General features: G+C 30.3%; 19 protein-coding genes and 1 tRNA gene. 5 read left to right on the top strand and 15 right to left on the bottom strand.

Annotated elements, in window-relative coordinates:
• Positions 1 to 392 precede the first annotated feature (392 nt).
• Both RH98_RS11855 and RH98_RS11850 read left to right on the top strand, forming a co-directional pair.
• Positions 393 to 827, top strand: a complete 435-nt coding sequence (locus RH98_RS11855; RefSeq protein ID WP_010255032.1) for a DUF3408 domain-containing protein — start codon at positions 393 to 395, stop codon at positions 825 to 827.
• The gene (locus RH98_RS11850) at positions 827 to 1,114 is read left to right on the top strand and encodes a DUF3408 domain-containing protein (protein ID WP_010255029.1); all 288 of its coding nucleotides are present in this window, start codon (positions 827 to 829) and stop codon (positions 1,112 to 1,114) included. The genes RH98_RS11855 and RH98_RS11850 overlap by 1 nt, the downstream gene beginning before the upstream one ends.
• 78 nt (positions 1,115 to 1,192) lie before the next feature.
• Here RH98_RS11850 and RH98_RS11845 read toward each other — a convergent pair whose 3' ends face one another.
• The gene (locus RH98_RS11845; protein ID WP_010255026.1) at positions 1,193 to 1,663 is read right to left on the bottom strand and encodes a JAB domain-containing protein; all 471 of its coding nucleotides are present in this window, start codon (positions 1,661 to 1,663) and stop codon (positions 1,193 to 1,195) included.
• Positions 1,664 to 1,992: 329 nt separating this feature from the next.
• On the opposite strand from RH98_RS11845, the gene RH98_RS11840 reads away from it, so the two are divergent.
• A complete protein-coding gene (locus RH98_RS11840; protein WP_026038880.1) occupies positions 1,993 to 2,523 on the top strand; it encodes a hypothetical protein in 531 nt (176 codons plus the stop codon).
• Positions 2,524 to 2,620: 97 nt separating this feature from the next.
• On the opposite strand, the gene RH98_RS11835 is transcribed toward RH98_RS11840, so the two are convergent.
• From RH98_RS11835 to RH98_RS11825, 3 genes are all read right to left on the bottom strand, one after another.
• Positions 2,621 to 3,019: a GNAT family N-acetyltransferase gene (locus RH98_RS11835; RefSeq protein WP_010255021.1), complete on the bottom strand. Its 399-nt coding sequence runs from the start codon at positions 3,017 to 3,019 to the stop codon at positions 2,621 to 2,623.
• Between the two features lie 61 nt (positions 3,020 to 3,080).
• Entirely contained in the window at positions 3,081 to 3,569 is a 489-nt protein-coding gene (locus tag RH98_RS11830; RefSeq protein WP_010255020.1) for a hypothetical protein, read from the bottom strand.
• Positions 3,570 to 3,972: 403 nt separating this feature from the next.
• Entirely contained in the window at positions 3,973 to 4,377 is a 405-nt protein-coding gene (locus tag RH98_RS11825) for a helix-turn-helix domain-containing protein (protein WP_010255019.1), read from the bottom strand.
• A gap of 179 nt (positions 4,378 to 4,556) precedes the next feature.
• Here RH98_RS11825 and RH98_RS11820 point away from each other — a divergent pair, with 179 nt between their 5' ends.
• Positions 4,557 to 6,149, top strand: a complete 1,593-nt coding sequence (locus RH98_RS11820; RefSeq protein WP_010255018.1) for a hypothetical protein — start codon at positions 4,557 to 4,559, stop codon at positions 6,147 to 6,149.
• Positions 6,150 to 6,276: 127 nt separating this feature from the next.
• Complete coding sequence (locus RH98_RS11815; protein ID WP_010255016.1) at positions 6,277 to 6,531, top strand: helix-turn-helix domain-containing protein; 255 nt, start codon at positions 6,277 to 6,279, stop codon at positions 6,529 to 6,531.
• Between the two features lie 50 nt (positions 6,532 to 6,581).
• On the opposite strand, the gene RH98_RS11810 is transcribed toward RH98_RS11815, so the two are convergent.
• The 11 genes from RH98_RS11810 to RH98_RS11760 all read right to left on the bottom strand — a co-directional run bounded on the left by RH98_RS11810 (position 6,582) and on the right by RH98_RS11760 (position 17,543).
• Positions 6,582 to 6,974, bottom strand: coding sequence for a hypothetical protein (locus RH98_RS11810; protein WP_141629439.1), 393 nt, complete (start codon positions 6,972 to 6,974; stop codon positions 6,582 to 6,584).
• A 113-nt stretch (positions 6,975 to 7,087) separates the two neighbouring features.
• Positions 7,088 to 8,407 (bottom strand): site-specific integrase, encoded by a 1,320-nt coding sequence (locus tag RH98_RS11805; protein WP_010255012.1) that lies wholly within the window; start codon positions 8,405 to 8,407, stop codon positions 7,088 to 7,090.
• A gap of 274 nt (positions 8,408 to 8,681) precedes the next feature.
• A tRNA-Ser gene (locus RH98_RS11800) sits at positions 8,682 to 8,766 on the bottom strand.
• A 137-nt stretch (positions 8,767 to 8,903) separates the two neighbouring features.
• Positions 8,904 to 10,037: a 3,4-dihydroxy-2-butanone-4-phosphate synthase gene (ribB, locus tag RH98_RS11795; protein ID WP_010255010.1), complete on the bottom strand. Its 1,134-nt coding sequence runs from the start codon at positions 10,035 to 10,037 to the stop codon at positions 8,904 to 8,906.
• Between the two features lie 32 nt (positions 10,038 to 10,069).
• Complete coding sequence (locus RH98_RS11790; protein ID WP_026038879.1) at positions 10,070 to 11,554, bottom strand: LptF/LptG family permease; 1,485 nt, start codon at positions 11,552 to 11,554, stop codon at positions 10,070 to 10,072.
• An 11-nt stretch (positions 11,555 to 11,565) separates the two neighbouring features.
• On the bottom strand, positions 11,566 to 12,219 hold the full coding sequence (lolA1, locus tag RH98_RS11785) for an outer membrane lipoprotein periplasmic chaperone LolA1 (RefSeq protein WP_010255006.1): 654 nt from the start codon (positions 12,217 to 12,219) through the stop codon (positions 11,566 to 11,568).
• Positions 12,220 to 12,223: 4 nt separating this feature from the next.
• Positions 12,224 to 14,743: an FtsK/SpoIIIE family DNA translocase gene (locus RH98_RS11780; protein ID WP_010255004.1), complete on the bottom strand. Its 2,520-nt coding sequence runs from the start codon at positions 14,741 to 14,743 to the stop codon at positions 12,224 to 12,226.
• Between the two features lie 146 nt (positions 14,744 to 14,889).
• Entirely contained in the window at positions 14,890 to 15,390 is a 501-nt protein-coding gene (gene tpx / locus RH98_RS11775; protein WP_010255001.1) for a thiol peroxidase, read from the bottom strand.
• A gap of 899 nt (positions 15,391 to 16,289) precedes the next feature.
• The gene (locus RH98_RS11770) at positions 16,290 to 16,547 is read right to left on the bottom strand and encodes a DUF6952 family protein (RefSeq protein ID WP_010254999.1); all 258 of its coding nucleotides are present in this window, start codon (positions 16,545 to 16,547) and stop codon (positions 16,290 to 16,292) included.
• Between the two features lie 20 nt (positions 16,548 to 16,567).
• Positions 16,568 to 16,876, bottom strand: coding sequence for a thioredoxin family protein (locus RH98_RS11765; RefSeq protein ID WP_010254997.1), 309 nt, complete (start codon positions 16,874 to 16,876; stop codon positions 16,568 to 16,570).
• A gap of 28 nt (positions 16,877 to 16,904) precedes the next feature.
• Positions 16,905 to 17,543, bottom strand: coding sequence for a peroxiredoxin (locus RH98_RS11760; protein WP_010254994.1), 639 nt, complete (start codon positions 17,541 to 17,543; stop codon positions 16,905 to 16,907).
• Positions 17,544 to 17,635: the final 92 nt, after the last annotated feature.

The following is a 17,635-nucleotide window of genomic DNA, read 5'->3' as shown; positions in this document are numbered from 1 at the left end:
TAGTTTTCTAGCCCTCTGCAAGAGCAAGTCGTTTTGAAAGCTCGAATCATAATTTCGAGTGCCTCAAAACATAACTTGCTGTAATCTTTCGATTACTAAATCCATCTATTTTACAAAGTAAAATCTAAAGTGATTTCATATTAAGAAATCACTCACTATTTGACACTAAAGTGCCAAGTATAACCTTAAAATTCCATTTAAAGTTTTCAAACTGTATATATAATTTCTTTGCTGTAAGATAGTAAAGTAAGTTTTGCAATTGTCTTTTAATTAGCGCTTTAAAGCTGTTTTAAAATAATCTTAGTGTAAATACTTACAAGAGTAAAGTTTTCGACAAGCTAAAGCTTACAACTATCCATAATGTAAAATGTAAACCTTTAAAAATGTACAATATGGGAACAGTAAACCAACCATCAAAAAAAGACAGTCAAAATGAGTTAGTCGATGAAGACTATCTAATGAATATCATGAGTGGTGATATAGAAGTTAAGTCTGTAGAACAAGCTAAGCCTATCGTAGAAGCAAAAGAAGAACCTCTAATCCAAGAAGAAGTAACAAAAGTCAAAGAGAAGAAACCAAAGAAAGAAGTAGCAACTACTAAATACCAAGAGCTTTTTCTAATTAATGAATTTCCTTCATCAAGAGCTGGAAAGGTCGTTTATATCCGACCTGAGTATCACGAAGTATTACTTCGTATAACCCAACTAGCTAAAGAAGAAAAAACTACGCTTTACTCTTACTTAGACAATATCTTAAAGCAACATCTACAGCAGTATAACTCTGAGATTACCCAATATTTTAATGACAAATTCAAACCTATTTTATAATGGAAAAACTTAATCAATTAAGAGAATCAGCTAAAGTACAAATGACTAAGAGTATAGAGGATTATGTAGATACATTTTTAAAAGAAGTGTCTACTAAAGCAAAAGATGGTAAAACGGTCTATATTCGCCCAGAGTTCCATAAGAAGTTAAACCGGATAGTTCAAGTAATAGGCGAAAATAAGGTATCTGTCTATACTTATGTAAATAATATATTAGAGCATCACTTTAACGAATTCGAACAAGAGATAACCACAAGCTTTAATGAAAAGAATAAACCTATTTTTTAAGTATTTCAATAAAACAATAAAGATGTAAAGCTGTAAAAGCACATTTACAGTTTTACATCTTAAAAAAACAAAGGCACCTTATAAGATGCCTTCATCTGCGAAAGAGTAGTAACTCTCTTGTGTTATAATTAAATGATCTAAAAGCGTTATATCAAGTATCTTGCTTGCTTCTTTAATCTTTCTTGTGATTTGTCTATCAGCATCACTTGGAGTTAATTTCCCTGACGGATGATTATGAACTATAATGAACGCCGTAGCATTCGCTTTTAAAAGAGCTGAGAAGATGATTCGTAAATCTACTATTGTACCTGTTATTCCTCCTGTGGAAGCTTCTAATACTCCAAGTACTTTATTGTTGTTTGAAAGCATAAGTACTTTAAACTGTTCTAATAATTCAATCTTATTACTATCCCAAGCCTTTAATGCTACTTGATATGCACTGTAAGAAGATGTAATCTGAGGTCTCTGTGAAGCCTTTACTTTTGATTTGTAAATCAATTCTACTTCTGATGCGATAAGCCATTCTGTGTTTAAAACTGTAGTTTCCATAATATTAAATTTTTAAATTAATTATGGAGCCACAATTGGTAATGGCTTAGCGAGCGCAAGAAGCAACGCAATAAAGCGAAGACTTTAGTCAAGCATTTATGGGGGAATTTCTTGCTAGCGAACCGCTAGGCATTGCCTAACTTTGTGCAATTATTAATAAAAATAAAAACCAATAATTATTTATCGCTTAGCTCTGATTTTCTATGTCTTAATGTAACTGATATTTTCAAATCAATAATGCTTTTATAAAAGGTAATTTACCTTTTCCAACGAATAGTTTACAGATATAAAGCATGATACTTTTAAACAAACCTTAAAAGACATGAATTATGAAAAAAGTAAAATTTTCCTTAGAAACCCATATGTGGTATAGAGAACCAGTTAAGAACCCTTATTATATGTTGTCCTGCTTATTTGATGTAGTGCACCCTCCTGAGTTAAAACTGTATCTATCAGAATTAATGAATCACACTCATAAAAGTGAGATTTATCTACAGAATACCCCACATATAGTTCTCTTGATCTATTCTTTACTGCGTTCGATAATACGCGGTAGTTATAAGATACTAAGCAACTCAAAAAAATACTATTCGATAAGTCCAATGAACAAGTCAGAAGTTTCCAAGTTAATGACATTTTTAGGTTCACTATCCCAAGAGGAATATTTAAATCCTTACTTAGTATTTGAGGATGTATTTGCAAAACAATCCGTAATTCAGTTAGAAATTGATTTATTCGAAATAACACAATTTGCACTTGGAGACTTTATAGAACCACCATCAATAGAGGTTAATACCTCTTTTATTAGTATAAATAGATTAATAGAGGCATGTTGGCTATTATATCAAAGGAATGAATAATATTTATAAACGAAAAAAGGTAGAATACCCTCCATAGTAATTCTACCTTTTTCTATTATATTCAATGATAAGATTCTTTTTTTAACTTGTTATCCCATTAGGTTAAATGTAATAACGAAGCTGAAGTTCTTTGTACAAAACCACATTGTCTATAGAAGTTTTCATATTTTTCTTCATAATCTACATGAATCCATTCAATAGAATTAGCTTTACACGCAGATATAGCTTTAACAACTAACTCTTTACCAATACCTTTATTACGAAAATTGGGATCCACAGAGGTATCAAGGAGAAAGGCATGTTTATTTCCATCCCAAGCTATATTTATAAAGCCTATGATTTCATTACCCCAATGTGCAGTAATATAGCTTAGACTTCTAGATAATACTTGATTGTAATCTATCCACATATGGTCTTTCCATACATTCTCCATAAAACTATTTAAAGTATTTATATCTAAAGAAGCATTAATTGTATAAATTATCTTGTGATTCATTACTTTTTAAATATTAGATATTACATTTCCCATTTGGGCAATTGAACTTATAATTTAGGAATTACATTTCTGAATAATAATCATTAGTTTCTTTTTCTGTTATTATTTTAAAAATATTCTCATCTACATTGATTTTAATAAGAGGAAAGTTTTCTTCACTTTCTCCAGTCAAAATTATTTGCTTTTTCAATTTTGAACTTAATGTTGTCATAAATGACAAAATAGTATCAAATTCTAAAACAGATTTGACTTCTCTTGGGTCAATGTCAAACTCAATTTGCTCAATTGAAAAAAAGTAACAGTTTATATTTACATTATTAATATTTATTGAAACAGTTTTACATTCTATTTCTCCAGTTTCGTCTTGTAAATATTCAAGAACTTCCTTTTTGTTAATTTTATTTTCAGAAAAATAACTTAGATTATATTCAGAGTTCAATATATCAATTACTTTGCCCCAATCATTCAACGATGTATCCTGAATATAAATATCCCTTAATGAACCATCAGGTTTAAAAATCCAATTAATATTGTCCCAATTATAATTCATATTTCATTTTGTTACTTTGTTACTAAATGGATGGTTTAACATTGTTATTACACAATATAATATACGATGTAGTTTTGTAAGATAACACCTATAGACTTAGTTCGTTTAATTTGCTACTAATATAATTAGTTTTTATAAATAAGATACTTGCCAAATTATATTACTGCAAATAGCTTAACAACTCTAGAAGCCTTATAAAATTGATTAAAGACACAACAATCTGCTAATAATGTGATAACAATATTGTGATTATACACAATTACTCTCAGAGCAGATTATAAAGTGACAAGGGTATTAATTATCTGAATACATGAGATTTTGTACTGTAGTTTTTCCTGTTTTATATAGATACAAAAAAAGCCTAACTATAAGGTTAAGCTTTCATGTTTTATTAATATTCTATCTACTTAGTTTGAATTAACTTCTCTAAACGATTCATCATTTCGTCTTTCTCTTTTAACATACGCTCATATAAGGCAATCTTTTCCTCGTGAAGCTTTACAATTTCCTGCATAGGATTGATATTATTGGTTACAATAATCCCTGCATTATCGTTATTCGTAATTGTATTAGCAATAATATTGATAGCTTGCTGTTCATCAAAACTCTCAATCGCTTCAACAGGTATTTTAAGCACTTTAGAAATCTGTTGCAGTAATGAATTATCAATTACTTCTTTCTGTTCTAAAACAGATATCTTTTTCTGATTCCAATCATCTCCTAAATCAAAAGCAAGAACCTCTTGTTTGATTCCAAGCATTTCTCTAAAACGCTTTACATTTCTTCCTTGATGTATTTTATGTTCCATAATTAATAGCTGAGTTAAGAAGGCTCAAAGATAAAGCCAATGATTTAAAAAGATTGAAAGGTAAAGTTATAAAATTATCTTGTAAAATATCCCTTAATGAGAATATTATACTTCTTGATAGAATAGTTTACTCAATGAGTTCTATTGAATTTTAATCAAATCAAAAAAACTCAATAATTATGAAAACAACAATTTTTCCTATCAACGACTTTTTAAGTAATCAGCTTAAACAGGTTATTACAGAGTTTCCCTCTGTATTAGAGATTTACTATTGTAGTAAAACTATAGAGATGACTTCCTATTTACTTATACATCTAAGCAATAGAAGTGATATTGATACAATAGCCAACCGTAAAGGAATTAAAAAACTATTTAAGAACTATGGCATCATCGTATTGTTATTTGATTATAATGCTTTGAGATATAAGTTTAAGCATGGTTATCCACTAATAGAGCTCATCTACCAAGAAGAACATCTAATTTATCAGAGGGAAGGAATTGTTTTTGATAAACTTACTACAAGAGGTTTCAAAGAATTTAATAATCAGTACAATATCTATAAAGAGAGATATTATCAAGATCACGACCTTTTAAGTTCTGAACTTAATACACATAAGTCTTTAGATGCTGTTTCAAGTGTGTTTCTTCTTTACGAGCGTTTATTTGAATTACATCTACTATATTTAGAAGAACTCTATGTAGGACATACAACCTCCATCAATAACTTACATCAACGAATTAAAGCGATAAGTAAGTTTAGTCCAGAGATTGAAAGTTTATTTCTTAAAAAAAGTGAAGAAGAATATTACCTTATTACTTTAATAAACAGAGTAAAAGAAGCGATAGAAGAACAAAGAGAAGTCTATTACGATGAATGCTTTAACGCTTTTAAGAAGGTTGAAAATCAACTCCATAATTTCGTTCATGACCGTTTTAAATCTTTAAAACGTTTAATAAAACACCAAACTAGTAATCCTATTATTTCAGAGTTAGCTGTAGAACTTAATAAACAAGAAACTTTTAATGATATCATTATTGAAAGATGCTTAAATCAAAATAAACGTATAGAAGAAATTTATCTATATCAGACGTTAAATCTTGGTAGCCAAACTATTTACTATATTCTTATCATAGGCGATAAATTCGCAAATGAACAGATTAAAAACTTGGAATCAAGTTTACAAGATAAGTTTAATAAACAAACGAACTTTGTTATTATAGCTCATACTAAAATATGGATTCAAACAGAATTATACACTTCACAAGACTTCTTTGCTAGTATTATAAAAAATGAGAACAAGATTTATTCATCTAGTCAATACAATGCATTATTACATTGGTTAGTTCCTCATACAGCTTTATATACTGACCTATACTATTATAATTCTGTCACAGATAATACTGCTAAAGAACTACTTAAGAATCTACAGAAACTAAAAAAGGGACAAGAATGTAAGCAAAGTACTCCTTATCTATTATCTCTTTATTTTTTGTCTTTCTGTAGGACATATATGTTAGCTCATTTATCATACTTACCTAATTATTTATCTAGTTTCTCTTTATGGTTGCTTTGTGTAAATGTGAATACTGACTTAAATAAGTATCAATACTTATTTGATAAATTCGGTAGCAAGTTTTTTTCTTTATTAGATTACTATAGAGTATTACATCAACGACTTATTAATTTTGATACAGAAAAAACAGAAGTGCTGTTAGAACTAGTTACTCAATTACAAGCTGAGCTAAAAATAATAGTAGATCAAAGGAGTTAATGGTCTCTTGCTAACTACTAGGTTTTATAAATGTATGTTTAAAGCCAAGTATACTTTTTACCTTCCTATTAGTTCAATCTTTTAGTAACTACTTTACCTTAGTTGTTTAACCTAAAAAACAACTATCATGGAAAATCAAATTACAAAAGACGATTTAAGATTGTTTGCTCAAACAATCATTGGAGAACTAAAAGAAATATTAACTAAACAAAATAAAGAAAGCTCTCTTGAATGGGTAAAGGCTAAAGTAGCAAGACAATTGCTCAGTATTTCGCCAGCTTCCCTACAAACACTACGCATTAGTGGTAAATTGCAGTATCGCAAAATACTTGGTTCGTATTACTACAATAGAAAAGATATTATGAACCTTTTTAATGAGTAGAAGTTAACTTCTATTCATTAAAAAGGTTGAAAAACACAGCATTAAATAATTTAAGTATTGTTTCCACTTAACTTAAGGATTATACCAAAAAACACTGATGTTATTCCATATCCTAATATTATTTCTAATTGGTTTGTTTTAAATAGAATTAAAAATGTAAATAAAATTCCTACTAAGGCTGTACAGATTAGAATATATTTATTTGTTTTCTCTGAAACACTATTCTTTATAGCGAAATAATCTATGATGCCATATATTACATAAGTAGGCAATGAAAAAACTACACTTACAATGAGTGTAATAGGATATACTTCTAATAAACCTACAATTTGATGAGCATTATTCTTTGAAATATACATCAAAATTTGAACGATAAATGGTGCTATCAACAAAGTACTTGCCCAATGCTTTAGCAAATAATTCCAATGGATAATATTTTTCAATGTTACCTTTAATTTAATACTAAATATACAAAATAAAATACTCCCTCGAATTCCTTACTACAAATACTACAGTTGAATTATTAGAAAATGTAGAGAATTCAAGGGAGTTTGTACTATCCTTTTAACTGATTAATAAAAGTAGTTAATTGAGCTAATTTATCAGAATTTAGGTTTTTTAAACCTTCAAGTAAATCTGTGTAATTATCAGTTTGCTTATTTGCTTTTCCTTCAAGCTTAGCTTTTAAAATCTGCATTTCATTCTTAATAGCTTCCTCTTCAGTTAAAGCGTATTCCTCTGTTTGTTTAACAGAGTGATGTCCTAACATTTCTTTTACTACGTGAATAGGTACACCATTGCCAAGAGTTACAGTACTTCCAAAAGTTCTCCTTGCCTTATGTGTGTTTAATTCGCTTATTTCACACAGTGAGGCAATCTCTTTTAAATACTCATTCATCTTTTGATTAGAGCGAACAGGTAGTACAATATCTTTTCCAATACAAGCAGGATGATTTTTATACTTTTCCATTATCTCTATAGCTTTTGGAAGTAGAGGAATAGTAATATTAGCATCTGTTTTTTGTCTATTGGTTCTAATCCACAGATTACCCTCTTCATCTTTTGTAATATCGCTTTTCTTTAACTGAAACACATCGATATAAGCAAGTCCAGTATAACATTGAAAAACAAATACATCTCTTACAGTACTTACTCTGTCATTTTGAAACTCTTTGTTTTCTAAAATAGATAGTTCTTGTTTGCTTAATGGTTTCTTATTTAGCTTCATCTTTTTAGGTTTGTATTGTACAAAAGGATTAGAAGAGATTATTCCCTTCGCAACAGCCCGTAAAACAATCTTCTTGAAGTTTGAGATATACTTTATAGCAGTATTGTTAGAACACGCTCTAACGGTCTTTAAATAGTGTTCATATCCAATTACAAACTCATAGTTAAGTTCTCTAAACTCTATGTCTTCTTTACCATATATATAACGGATATATTCCCCAACATGTGATCTTGCCGTTACGTATCTTTCATGAGTTCCAATAGCATACTCTTTAGGTACAAGTTTAAAAACTTCATCATTGTGCTTTTTGAATTCTTCTAAAACTTTAATCCTACTAGTCCCTTTACCTTGTATATGATCCATCAGGATTGAAGCAGTAATAGGTAGTTCATTACTTAATAGCTCTAATTTGTACTTAGTAATCTTAGATACGATTGTGTCTAAAATATAATTTAGCGTTTTGGCATCTTCTTTAGCGCCATTGGCACGACCTGCTTTTTGGTTCCATCTTTTGATATCCCATTTATGACTAAGGGAAGTCTCTTTGCGAATACCATCTACTGTAATTCTAAGATAAACACCTCTTAAATTACTTTTTTCTCTAGTTGGTTTGAGAAAGAAATTAATTGACAACTGTTTTTCTAACATAATTCAACTGTTTTTAAATATTAATAAATGTCGAATTAAAACGTTCCAAAATCACAGTGTAAAACTCTCTGGTTCCCTTTGGCGTCTAGGTTTGCCAAGTTAAAAGGTGCACATCTCTTGGATATTTTTTTGTGCACCGAATCAAGAATATTTTTAGGTGCACATTTAAAAAGAATGTGATACCCCTAAAAAAGAAAAAACCTATAACTCATTGTGAATCATAGGTTTTTGTACTTTTTTGATGACTTTTGAAAAGTTATCTTTTATAAATCAGCGGAGAAAGAGGGATTCGAACCCCCGGACCTGTTACAGTCAACGGTTTTCAAGACCGCCGCATTCGACCACTCTGCCATTTCTCCAGTCGAACTCTTTCGTTCTGTATTGCGAGTGCAAATATATACCTTTCTTTTATTCTTGCAAAAAAAATAGAGTAAAAAAACACACTGTTTTTTACTCTATTTTTTAATGTATTCACTACTAGAGTGTAATGGGGTAATTAATATTGTATGTAATCTTCAATTTCTAAATTGTATCCTGTCATACCCACTCTTTTTGTTTTCTCAGAGTTTGTCAACAGCTTAATTTTAGAGATATTTAGGTCATGTAATATTTGTGCTCCGATACCGTAATCTTTTTGATCAGCTGTTAACTTAGGTGTATCTAAGTCCAGCTTACCATCATTTTCTTTAACGATAGATAAGCGTTTTAATAAACTAGAGCTAACTTCTTCTTGATTGATAAAAAGAATAGCACCTTTTCCTTCTTCGTTAATTTTATTAAATGCAGCTTCAATTCTGATATCTAGTTTACCACTTAGTGCATCAAGGATGTCATTATTACCTAACATTGAGTTGATACGTGTAAGGACAGCTTCGTTGCTATTCCAATCACCTTTAGTAAGGGCAATGTGAACTTGTTTATTAGTGTTTTGTTGGTAAGCTCGTAATCTGAATTTTCCAAAACGAGTATCTATTTCAAAGTCCTCCTTTTTCTCGATTAGGCTGTCGTGCTTCATTCTGTAAGCTACTAGATTCTCGATAGAGATAATCTTTAAGTCCCATTTCTTCGCTACTTCAACTAATTGCGGTAGGCGAGCCATCGTACCGTCTTCATTTAAGATTTCTACTAAGATACCAGCTGGTTTAAGTCCTGCTAATCTTGCAAGATCTACAGTAGCCTCTGTATGCCCTGTTCTTCTTAATACTCCACCTTCTTTTGCAATAAGAGGGAATATATGTCCTGGTCTACCTAAGTCTTCTGGTTTAGTATCTTCTTTAATTAAAGCCTCGATAGTCTTAGCTCTATCGTGTACAGATATACCTGTAGTACATCCGTTACCTATTAAATCAACAGATACTGTAAAGGCCGTTTGGTGTAATACAGTATTGTTTGTTACCATTGGATGTAAGTTTAATTCTTTACATCTTTTTTGTGTTAGGGGAGCACAGATAAGTCCTCTTCCATGAGTAGCCATGAAATTGATTAATTCAGGCGTAACTTTTTCTGCTGCGGCGATAAAATCACCTTCGTTCTCACGATCCTCATCATCTACCACTATGACTACTTTTCCAGCTTTGATATCTTCAATAGCCTCCTCAATAGTGTTTAACTGAATGTGATTATGTGACATTATAGTTAGTTTTTGTTGTTAAATCAATACTATTATTTATGCTTACGTCTTCTAGCTTTGACTTTTGAAGCTTGGAAGTATCGTTTAATTTTCCATTTTATAAATTGGTAACCATCAATTACTGGATATATTGCAGAACCAAAATTAATATCACCGTTATCTCTTGTAGCTTTGTAGGTAAGGAATATTGCTAGAGGACTAAGAATTAATGGACCAATCCATGCTCCTAAAAATGGAGGCATTCCATCTTCTTGTGCAACTTTCTTACCAAAAGTATTAATAAAGTGGTAGGTGATAAAAATAATTACTGCAAAGACCATAGGAAGACCTAGACCTCCTTTACGTATAATTGCGCCTAATGGTGCACCTATATAAAACATTAAGAAACATGAAAAAGCAATTACAAATTTATCATATAAGGCTAAATAGTGATCATTTAGTTTCTTAATGGAATTTAATACCATTGCATCATTGTTCTCTGTATTAAAACTAATGTTGCTAATGTATTCTTTTGCTGCATTTAATACTTGTAGTTTTTTCTCACCAAATTCTTCAAGTAAATCATCAGGTGCTACTTCTAGAGTAGTAACTTCTTCTTTATCCTTATTTATAATATACATATTATTCATTCGTAGTGTCAAGTTATCAGTATTAGATACTTTGTCGTTAACAAGTACTTTTTGTAATGAATCGATTGTATAGTTTAACTCTCTCACATCTAACATGTGGTAGGTGTTGGATATTGTTTCTGGATTGCCGTCATTTTGATTCAACTGGGCAAGATCCATATTCATCGTATAGATTTTGTAATTTACTTTTAAGAAAGGTCTTGTTTCTCTTTCTTTTGCAGTTTTAGGGGCTACTTCCTTGTAGTAATTACCATCGAATAATTGAAGTTGAAGAATATTTGAATCTTCACTTGAATGCAGTATTCCGTTTGTTGAGCGAATAACAGCTTCATTCTCATAGCCACTGTTAGATTTAACGTGTATAGTTACATTATCTAGGTTTTGACCTTTATCTCCTGTTTTTTTATCTACTTTAATATTAGTATTACCCATATCATTAAACTGCCCCGCCGCTATTGCCATAGCAGGTTTGGTATGAATAATTTCTCTTCTTAAGTTGATGAACTTATATTCTGCTTTAGGAATTACATCATTGGCAAACCAAAAAGAAATTAATGCTAATCCACAAATAAATATAGATAATGGACGCATTGCTCTTTGCAGTGATATACCTGAGGCTTTCATTGCAGCAAACTCATAGTGTTCTGCAAAGTTTCCAAAAGTCATAATAGAAGAGAGTAGTACTGATAGTGGTAAAACTAACGGTACCATTTTAGGTGAATAGAATAGTAAAAACTTAACGATTACTATAATATCAAGGTCTTTACCTGCCAGTTCAGAGATAAATAACCATACACCTTGTAATATGAATATAAAGTATAGAATCGCGAACACTGTTAAGAGCGTCGACGTAAAGCTTTTTAAAATATAGCGGTCAAGTATTTTCACAGAAAATAAAACTAATCGATTTTATTAATATAATAACTTGGGTACATTGATTCCGTAAAGGTAAAATGATTTTTTGAGATTGGTTGATTAGTTTTGAAAGAATTAACCGTTAGTATTGATTTCTGCCCGTTTTTATTAATCTGTATTTTAGTATAAATGTTTTTTGTATCATCATCTATACCTAGTAATACTTCTTTAATTTTTGATTTAGAGTCTGTTGGTGTTAACTTTATGTATTGTATTTTACGACCTTTAGTATTTTGTAAAATATCCCATTGATAGTTAAAACCTTCTTTAAAAAAAGTCAACATATGCGAAGGTAAGAGTCCTTCATTACTATTTTCTTTATAATTAGCGATGGTAACTTCTTCATCCTCATCAGAAATAGTATAAATCTTTTTACCATCGTATATTTTTTTAATACCAATGAATTCAAGAAGGTATAGATCATTTTGTATATCAATATGTCCACTACTATCTTGATTCTGATCGTCTGATTTGTCACTTCTAACAGAGTAAGTAAAATCGATAGATACATTTTTGTAACTATTAATTTTTTTTGTTACTTCGTTTAGATAGTTTTTTGCTCGTTGGCTACTTTGTGCAAAAATAGATATTGCGCTAAAAAAGCATAAGATTAATGTATAAACTGTTTTTTTCTTCATAAATCTAAAAGTTTTCTTCTTCTTTAAAGAAATGATCTAAAGCTACAAGATCAGGTATTGTAACACTTCTTGCTTTACTTCCTTCAAATGGTCCAACTATTCCAGCAGCTTCTAATTGATCTATAATTCTACCAGCACGGTTGTATCCTAATTTTAATTTTCGTTGTAATAGTGATGCAGAACCTTGTTGAGCAGTTACTATTATTTCAGCAGCTTCTCTAAATAAGGTGTCACGCTCACTAATATCATTATCTAGACTTGAACTACCACTATCTTCGCCTACATATTCTGGCAACACATAAGCGCTAGGATATGCTTTTTGAGAACCAATGTATTCCGTTAATTTGTCCACTTCTGGCGTATCGACAAAAGCACATTGTACACGAACTAAATCGTTACCCTGTGTATAAAGCATATCTCCTCGACCAATTAATTGATCAGCTCCTTGACTGTCTAAAATTGTTCTTGAGTCAATTTTAGAAGTTACTCTAAAGGCAACACGAGCAGGGAAGTTTGCTTTAATAATACCTGTAATAACGTTTACTGAGGGACGTTGAGTAGCAATAATTAAGTGGATACCAATGGCACGCGCTAATTGAGCTAATCTAGCAATAGGTGTTTCTACATCTTTACCAGCCGTCATAATTAAATCGGCAAACTCATCAATTACTAATACAATATAGGGTAAGAAGCGATGTCCGTTTTCTGGATTTAATTTACGTTGTTTGAATTTCTCATTGTATTCTTTTATGTTTCTCACCATAGCATCTTTTAATAGGCTATAACGGTTATCCATTTCAATACAAAGTGAGTTTAAGGTATTAATAACCTTAGTGTTATCAGTAATAATTGCGTCTTCAGAATCTGGCAATTTGGCAAGATAATGACGTTCTATTTTATTAAACAATGTTAGCTCAACTTTCTTAGGGTCAACTAATACAAATTTCACCTCTGCAGGATGTTTCTTGTAAAGTAGGGAAGTAAGAAGAGCATTTAGCCCAACTGATTTACCTTGACCCGTTGCCCCAGCCATTAATAAGTGAGGCATCTTAGCTAAGTCTACAACAAATGTTTCATTAGAAATCGTCTTTCCTAAAGCAACAGGAAGTTCCATTTCTGCTGTTTGAAACTTAGGAGAGGCGATTACACTCTTCATAGACACAATTGAAGGCTTTGTATTTGGTACCTCAATACCAATAGTTCCTTTACCTGGTATTGGTGCAATAATACGAATTCCTAATGCAGCTAACGATAAAGCAATGTCATCTTCTAAGTTTTTAATTTTAGAAATACGTACACCTGCCTCTGGTATTATTTCATATAAAGTCACTGTAGGACCTACAGTTGCTTTAATTTGTGCAATATCTATTTTATAATTGCGAAGTGTCTCAACAATATTGTTTTTATTTTCTTCTAATTCTTCTTGATTTATGGTAATACCAGAATTGCTGTATTCTTTTAATAAATCAATTGAAGGAAATTGATAATGTGATAGCTCTAAAGTAGGATCAAATTCACCAAAATCTTGGACTAGTTTAGCTGCTAAATTTTCTTCTAAAGTACCTTCTTCTTCACCTTTTTCAATAACGAATTCTTCATTTTTAGGTGAATCTAGAATCATTCCTTCAAAAGACTCCTCTTTTTCTTTCTTTGCAACGGATAGATCTGAACTATTTTCTATAGTCGGCTTTATTGACTTGTGATCAAAGATAAAAGAAGATTCTATTTTTGGTTCAATATTATCTGATGCTTGTGGCTGTGTGTTATTACCATCTTCAATAATTTGAGTGGCAGTAGCATTTTTTGTTTCTGTTTTTGGAGTTTCCACAGAATGTGTTAACTCGCTATGCTCATTATTTGAAATAGTATTATTGTCTTCAAAATTAGCTGATTGTTTTTTACTTTTTTCAGCCATGTTTTGAAAATATACTTTTATGTTTTCAAGACCTTGTTTAATACGAGTAGGAGAGGGCTTAAATCTAAATAAAATAAACGAAATAGTGAAAAATAGGATAAAGAACAAAGTACCAATAGTTCCTAAGTAATCAACTAAATATTGATTAATTTCATAGCCAACAGTCCCGCCCAATAAAGGATGGTTGTTCCAAAAGAAACCTAAGAATACAGCTAATAAAATCATAGCTGTTAAATCCCAAAAGATTAAGTTCTTTATTCTTTTGGCAGCAATACTAAATAAGCCATAAACACCTCCATGAACAAGTATTTTAGCAAGAAAGAAAGCTGCTATTCCAAAACCGTTATAAATGAACACATGTCCAAAATACGCTCCCATTTTTCCCAGTAAATTTTCAACTGGGATGCTTCTATCACTTAGTGCGTTCAAATTACTTTGGTCTTGTATACCTGTATACAGGTAAGAACAAAAGCTAATAGCTAGTGCAAAACCAAGAAGAATGATTAAGATTATAAATAGAAAACGTAATTTAAATATAGATGTATTGTATTTAGGGGCAGTATCTTTCGTGTTTTTTTTCTTATTACTGGTGTTATTCTCCTTTTTCATTCTTATTTATATTAACAATAGTAGTGTATTGTTTATGTTTTTTATAGCACGTAAAAATACAAAACTGTTACTAGTAATAGACATAAAATTATAAAAATAAAATTGGTCAATTTACTAGTAACAGTAAATGTTAAAAAACTATAGGTTTATTTTAAAGCTTCTAATGCTTTATCATAATTTGGTTCATTTGTAGTTTCAGCAACTTGTTCAGTATAAACTACTTTTCCGTTTTCATCAATTACCACTACAGCTCTTGATAATAATCCTTGTAATGGACCATCAGTAAAAAGAACACCATATTCTTTTCCGAATTTTCCTTCTCTAAAATCAGAAAGCATTTCTACATTCTTAATACCTTCAGCACCACAGAATCTAGCTTGTGCAAAAGGTAAATCACGTGATATACATAATACAACGGTATTGTCAAATTTTGCTGCATCTTGATTAAAATGTCTAACTGACATTGCGCAGGTAGCTGTATCTACACTTGGAAAAATATTTAATACTACTTTTTTCCCTTTGTAATCTTCTAATTTCTTTTCAGCTAAATCTGTATTTACTAATACAAAATCAATTGCATTTGCGTTTATCTGTGGTAATTCACCACTTGTATGTACTGGATTATTTTTTAAAGTTACTTTCGCCATGATTTTTCAATTTACGTTACTAAACAAAAATATATAAAATAAATTGATTTAACTCTCTTTTATTTGTTACAATTCATAGCATATAGCATATAATAAGGTCGTCTTGACTTTTGAAAAAATAAAGAAGGGGTATAGAAATTTCAGAAAACTAAAAAGTCAAGATAACTTCATCTTATTAGCGTTTATCCAATTCATTGTAGTCGTTTAATTTTTCAAAAGTCTTTTTGAATAGAAGTGCTTAAAATGATTATAGGAATATTTGACTTCTTAGCAGCCTTTTATACTATAGAGGATATGATTTTTTCAACAATGCGTCAACAGTTCTTCAAGATTCCTTCAACAAACAGCCTTCTATATAGGGCAATCATGGGGAATTGTTGAAGAACTGTTGAAGGATTTAGCTCTAATGCTTATGAATACTAGCTTTAGCAAGCATTCTAATTTTAACTCAATAATTTGTTTTTGAGATAATGTACTGTAATTGAGTTAGATATGTTTTTTGGATTTTAAAAAAAGTGAGGTATTTTTTGTTCTGCTGAGATTATTAAATTGTTTATGGAAAACCTCATAGTCTATTGATATGTAAAGGACCAATTTGATATATAAATCTATTTTGAAGGAATAACTAATCAATAAACTAGGAGAGAAGTATCTCTATCATGATTGTTTTATTAATGCTGATATTCGTTTTTATTAACAGAAGCTTAAATGTTTAAAAGATAATTATTATGAAACTAAAGTAATTTAAAATTTGCTTAGTGATAATAGGGCAGTAAAATGCTGGTGAATAACGAATTATTCCATATCTAATGATTTGGTCTTTTTGTTTAAAAAGGAACATTATAAAAAAAGAGGTTACAGCCATGTAACCTCTTTTTGAGTATATTGAATTGACAATCTTACTTGTCGATAGAGCCTAAAACACGTTTCATAAAACCGTTTAAAGCCTCTTTTTGTGTAGCACCATCTTTCATTAATTTTTGAACTTCAAGCGCTCCATACATATTTGAGATAAGTTCACCTATGATATCAAGTTCTTCATCTTTAAGAGAAGGAACTTCTGTTAGGTTTTCTAATACCTCAATAGTTTCAATGATGTAATCTTGATCATTTTCTTCAATAAATTGAGTCAAATGTTTGATAACTGGTAATTTCATAGTTTTAGGTTATTATGAAATTATACAATTTCGTTAACTAATTCGTTCAATACTTCAGCCTTATTAGTCTGAGTTTGGTTCACTAATTTTCCATTAACGAAAGTTGCAAATGTAGGTAGATTACTTACGTCAGCTAATTTTCTAGATTCTGGAAAGTTTTCAGCATCTGCAATTACAAATGTCATATTTTCTTTCTCACCAGCTAGTTTTTTAAACTTTGGTTTCATTATTCTACAGTTACCACACCAAGATGCAGCATATTGAACTACTACTTTTTCGTTTGAATTTACAATATCTTGTAAATTATCTTTATCTAGTTCTAAAAGCATTTTTTTAATTTTAATTGTTAGTAACAGATTAGTGTTTGCTTAAGTAATCAGCAACACCGTTTCTATCAGCATTCATTGCGTCTTTTCCTTCTTCCCAGTTAGCAGGACATACTTCACCGTGAGTTTGAACGTGAGTATAAGCATCAATTAATCTTAAGTACTCGTTTACGTTTCTTCCTAATGGCATATCGTTAACTGATTCGTGGAAAATTTTTCCTGATTCATCTACTAAATAAGTAGCTCTGTAAGTAACGTTAGAACCTTCGATTTGTACAGCGTCTAATTCTTCGTTGTAAACTTCGCTTTCTACGTCTAAAATTCCTAATACAGAAGATAAGTTTCTTTGAGTATCAGCAAGGATTGGATAAGTAACACCTTCAATACCTCCGTTATCTTTTGCTGTGTTTAACCATGCAAAGTGAACTTCGTTAGTATCACAAGAAGCACCAATTACGATAGTATTTCTTTTTTCGAATTCTGGTAAAGCAGCTTGAAAAGCGTGTAATTCCGTTGGACATACAAAAGTAAAATCTTTTGGATACCAGAATAATAATACTTTTTTATTGTTTTTTGTAGCTTCTTCGAAAATGTTTATTTTTAAATCATCACCCATTTCTGACATTGCGTCAACTGTAATGTTTGGAAATTTTTTACCTACTAAAGACATAATAATTATTTTTATAAGTTAATATTCGATTGTTTTAATTTTCTAGTACAAATGTAAGGGAGTAAAATAATATAATGTATTAAATATAATTA

Origin of the sequence: Myroides injenensis M09-0166, assembly GCF_000246945.1 — a bacterium.
Lineage (GTDB): Bacteria > Bacteroidota > Bacteroidia > Flavobacteriales > Flavobacteriaceae > Flavobacterium > Flavobacterium injenense.
Note: the sequence above shows the minus strand (reverse complement) of the source record. Positions and strands in the feature narration are given on the sequence as shown.

Coding starts and splice junctions, on each gene's coding strand:
- RH98_RS11845 (WP_010255026.1), bottom strand. CDS start 1,663: ATGGAAACTACAGTTTTAAACACAGAATGGCTTATCGCATCAGAAGTA.
- RH98_RS11855 (WP_010255032.1), top strand. CDS start 393: ATGGGAACAGTAAACCAACCATCAAAAAAAGACAGTCAAAATGAGTTA.
- RH98_RS11770 (WP_010254999.1), bottom strand. CDS start 16,547: ATGAAATTACCAGTTATCAAACATTTGACTCAATTTATTGAAGAAAAT.
- ribB (WP_010255010.1), bottom strand. CDS start 10,037: ATGTCACATAATCACATTCAGTTAAACACTATTGAGGAGGCTATTGAA.
- RH98_RS11830 (WP_010255020.1), bottom strand. CDS start 3,569: ATGAATTATAATTGGGACAATATTAATTGGATTTTTAAACCTGATGGT.
- RH98_RS11850 (WP_010255029.1), top strand. CDS start 827: ATGGAAAAACTTAATCAATTAAGAGAATCAGCTAAAGTACAAATGACT.
- RH98_RS11805 (WP_010255012.1), bottom strand. CDS start 8,407: ATGTTAGAAAAACAGTTGTCAATTAATTTCTTTCTCAAACCAACTAGA.
- RH98_RS11840 (WP_026038880.1), top strand. CDS start 1,993: ATGAAAAAAGTAAAATTTTCCTTAGAAACCCATATGTGGTATAGAGAA.
- RH98_RS11760 (WP_010254994.1), bottom strand. CDS start 17,543: ATGTCTTTAGTAGGTAAAAAATTTCCAAACATTACAGTTGACGCAATG.
- RH98_RS11780 (WP_010255004.1), bottom strand. CDS start 14,743: ATGAAAAAGGAGAATAACACCAGTAATAAGAAAAAAAACACGAAAGAT.
- RH98_RS11765 (WP_010254997.1), bottom strand. CDS start 16,876: ATGCTTTTAGAACTAGATAAAGATAATTTACAAGATATTGTAAATTCA.
- RH98_RS11825 (WP_010255019.1), bottom strand. CDS start 4,377: ATGGAACATAAAATACATCAAGGAAGAAATGTAAAGCGTTTTAGAGAA.
- RH98_RS11835 (WP_010255021.1), bottom strand. CDS start 3,019: ATGAATCACAAGATAATTTATACAATTAATGCTTCTTTAGATATAAAT.
- RH98_RS11815 (WP_010255016.1), top strand. CDS start 6,277: ATGGAAAATCAAATTACAAAAGACGATTTAAGATTGTTTGCTCAAACA.
- RH98_RS11820 (WP_010255018.1), top strand. CDS start 4,557: ATGAAAACAACAATTTTTCCTATCAACGACTTTTTAAGTAATCAGCTT.
- tpx (WP_010255001.1), bottom strand. CDS start 15,390: ATGGCGAAAGTAACTTTAAAAAATAATCCAGTACATACAAGTGGTGAA.
- lolA1 (WP_010255006.1), bottom strand. CDS start 12,219: ATGAAGAAAAAAACAGTTTATACATTAATCTTATGCTTTTTTAGCGCA.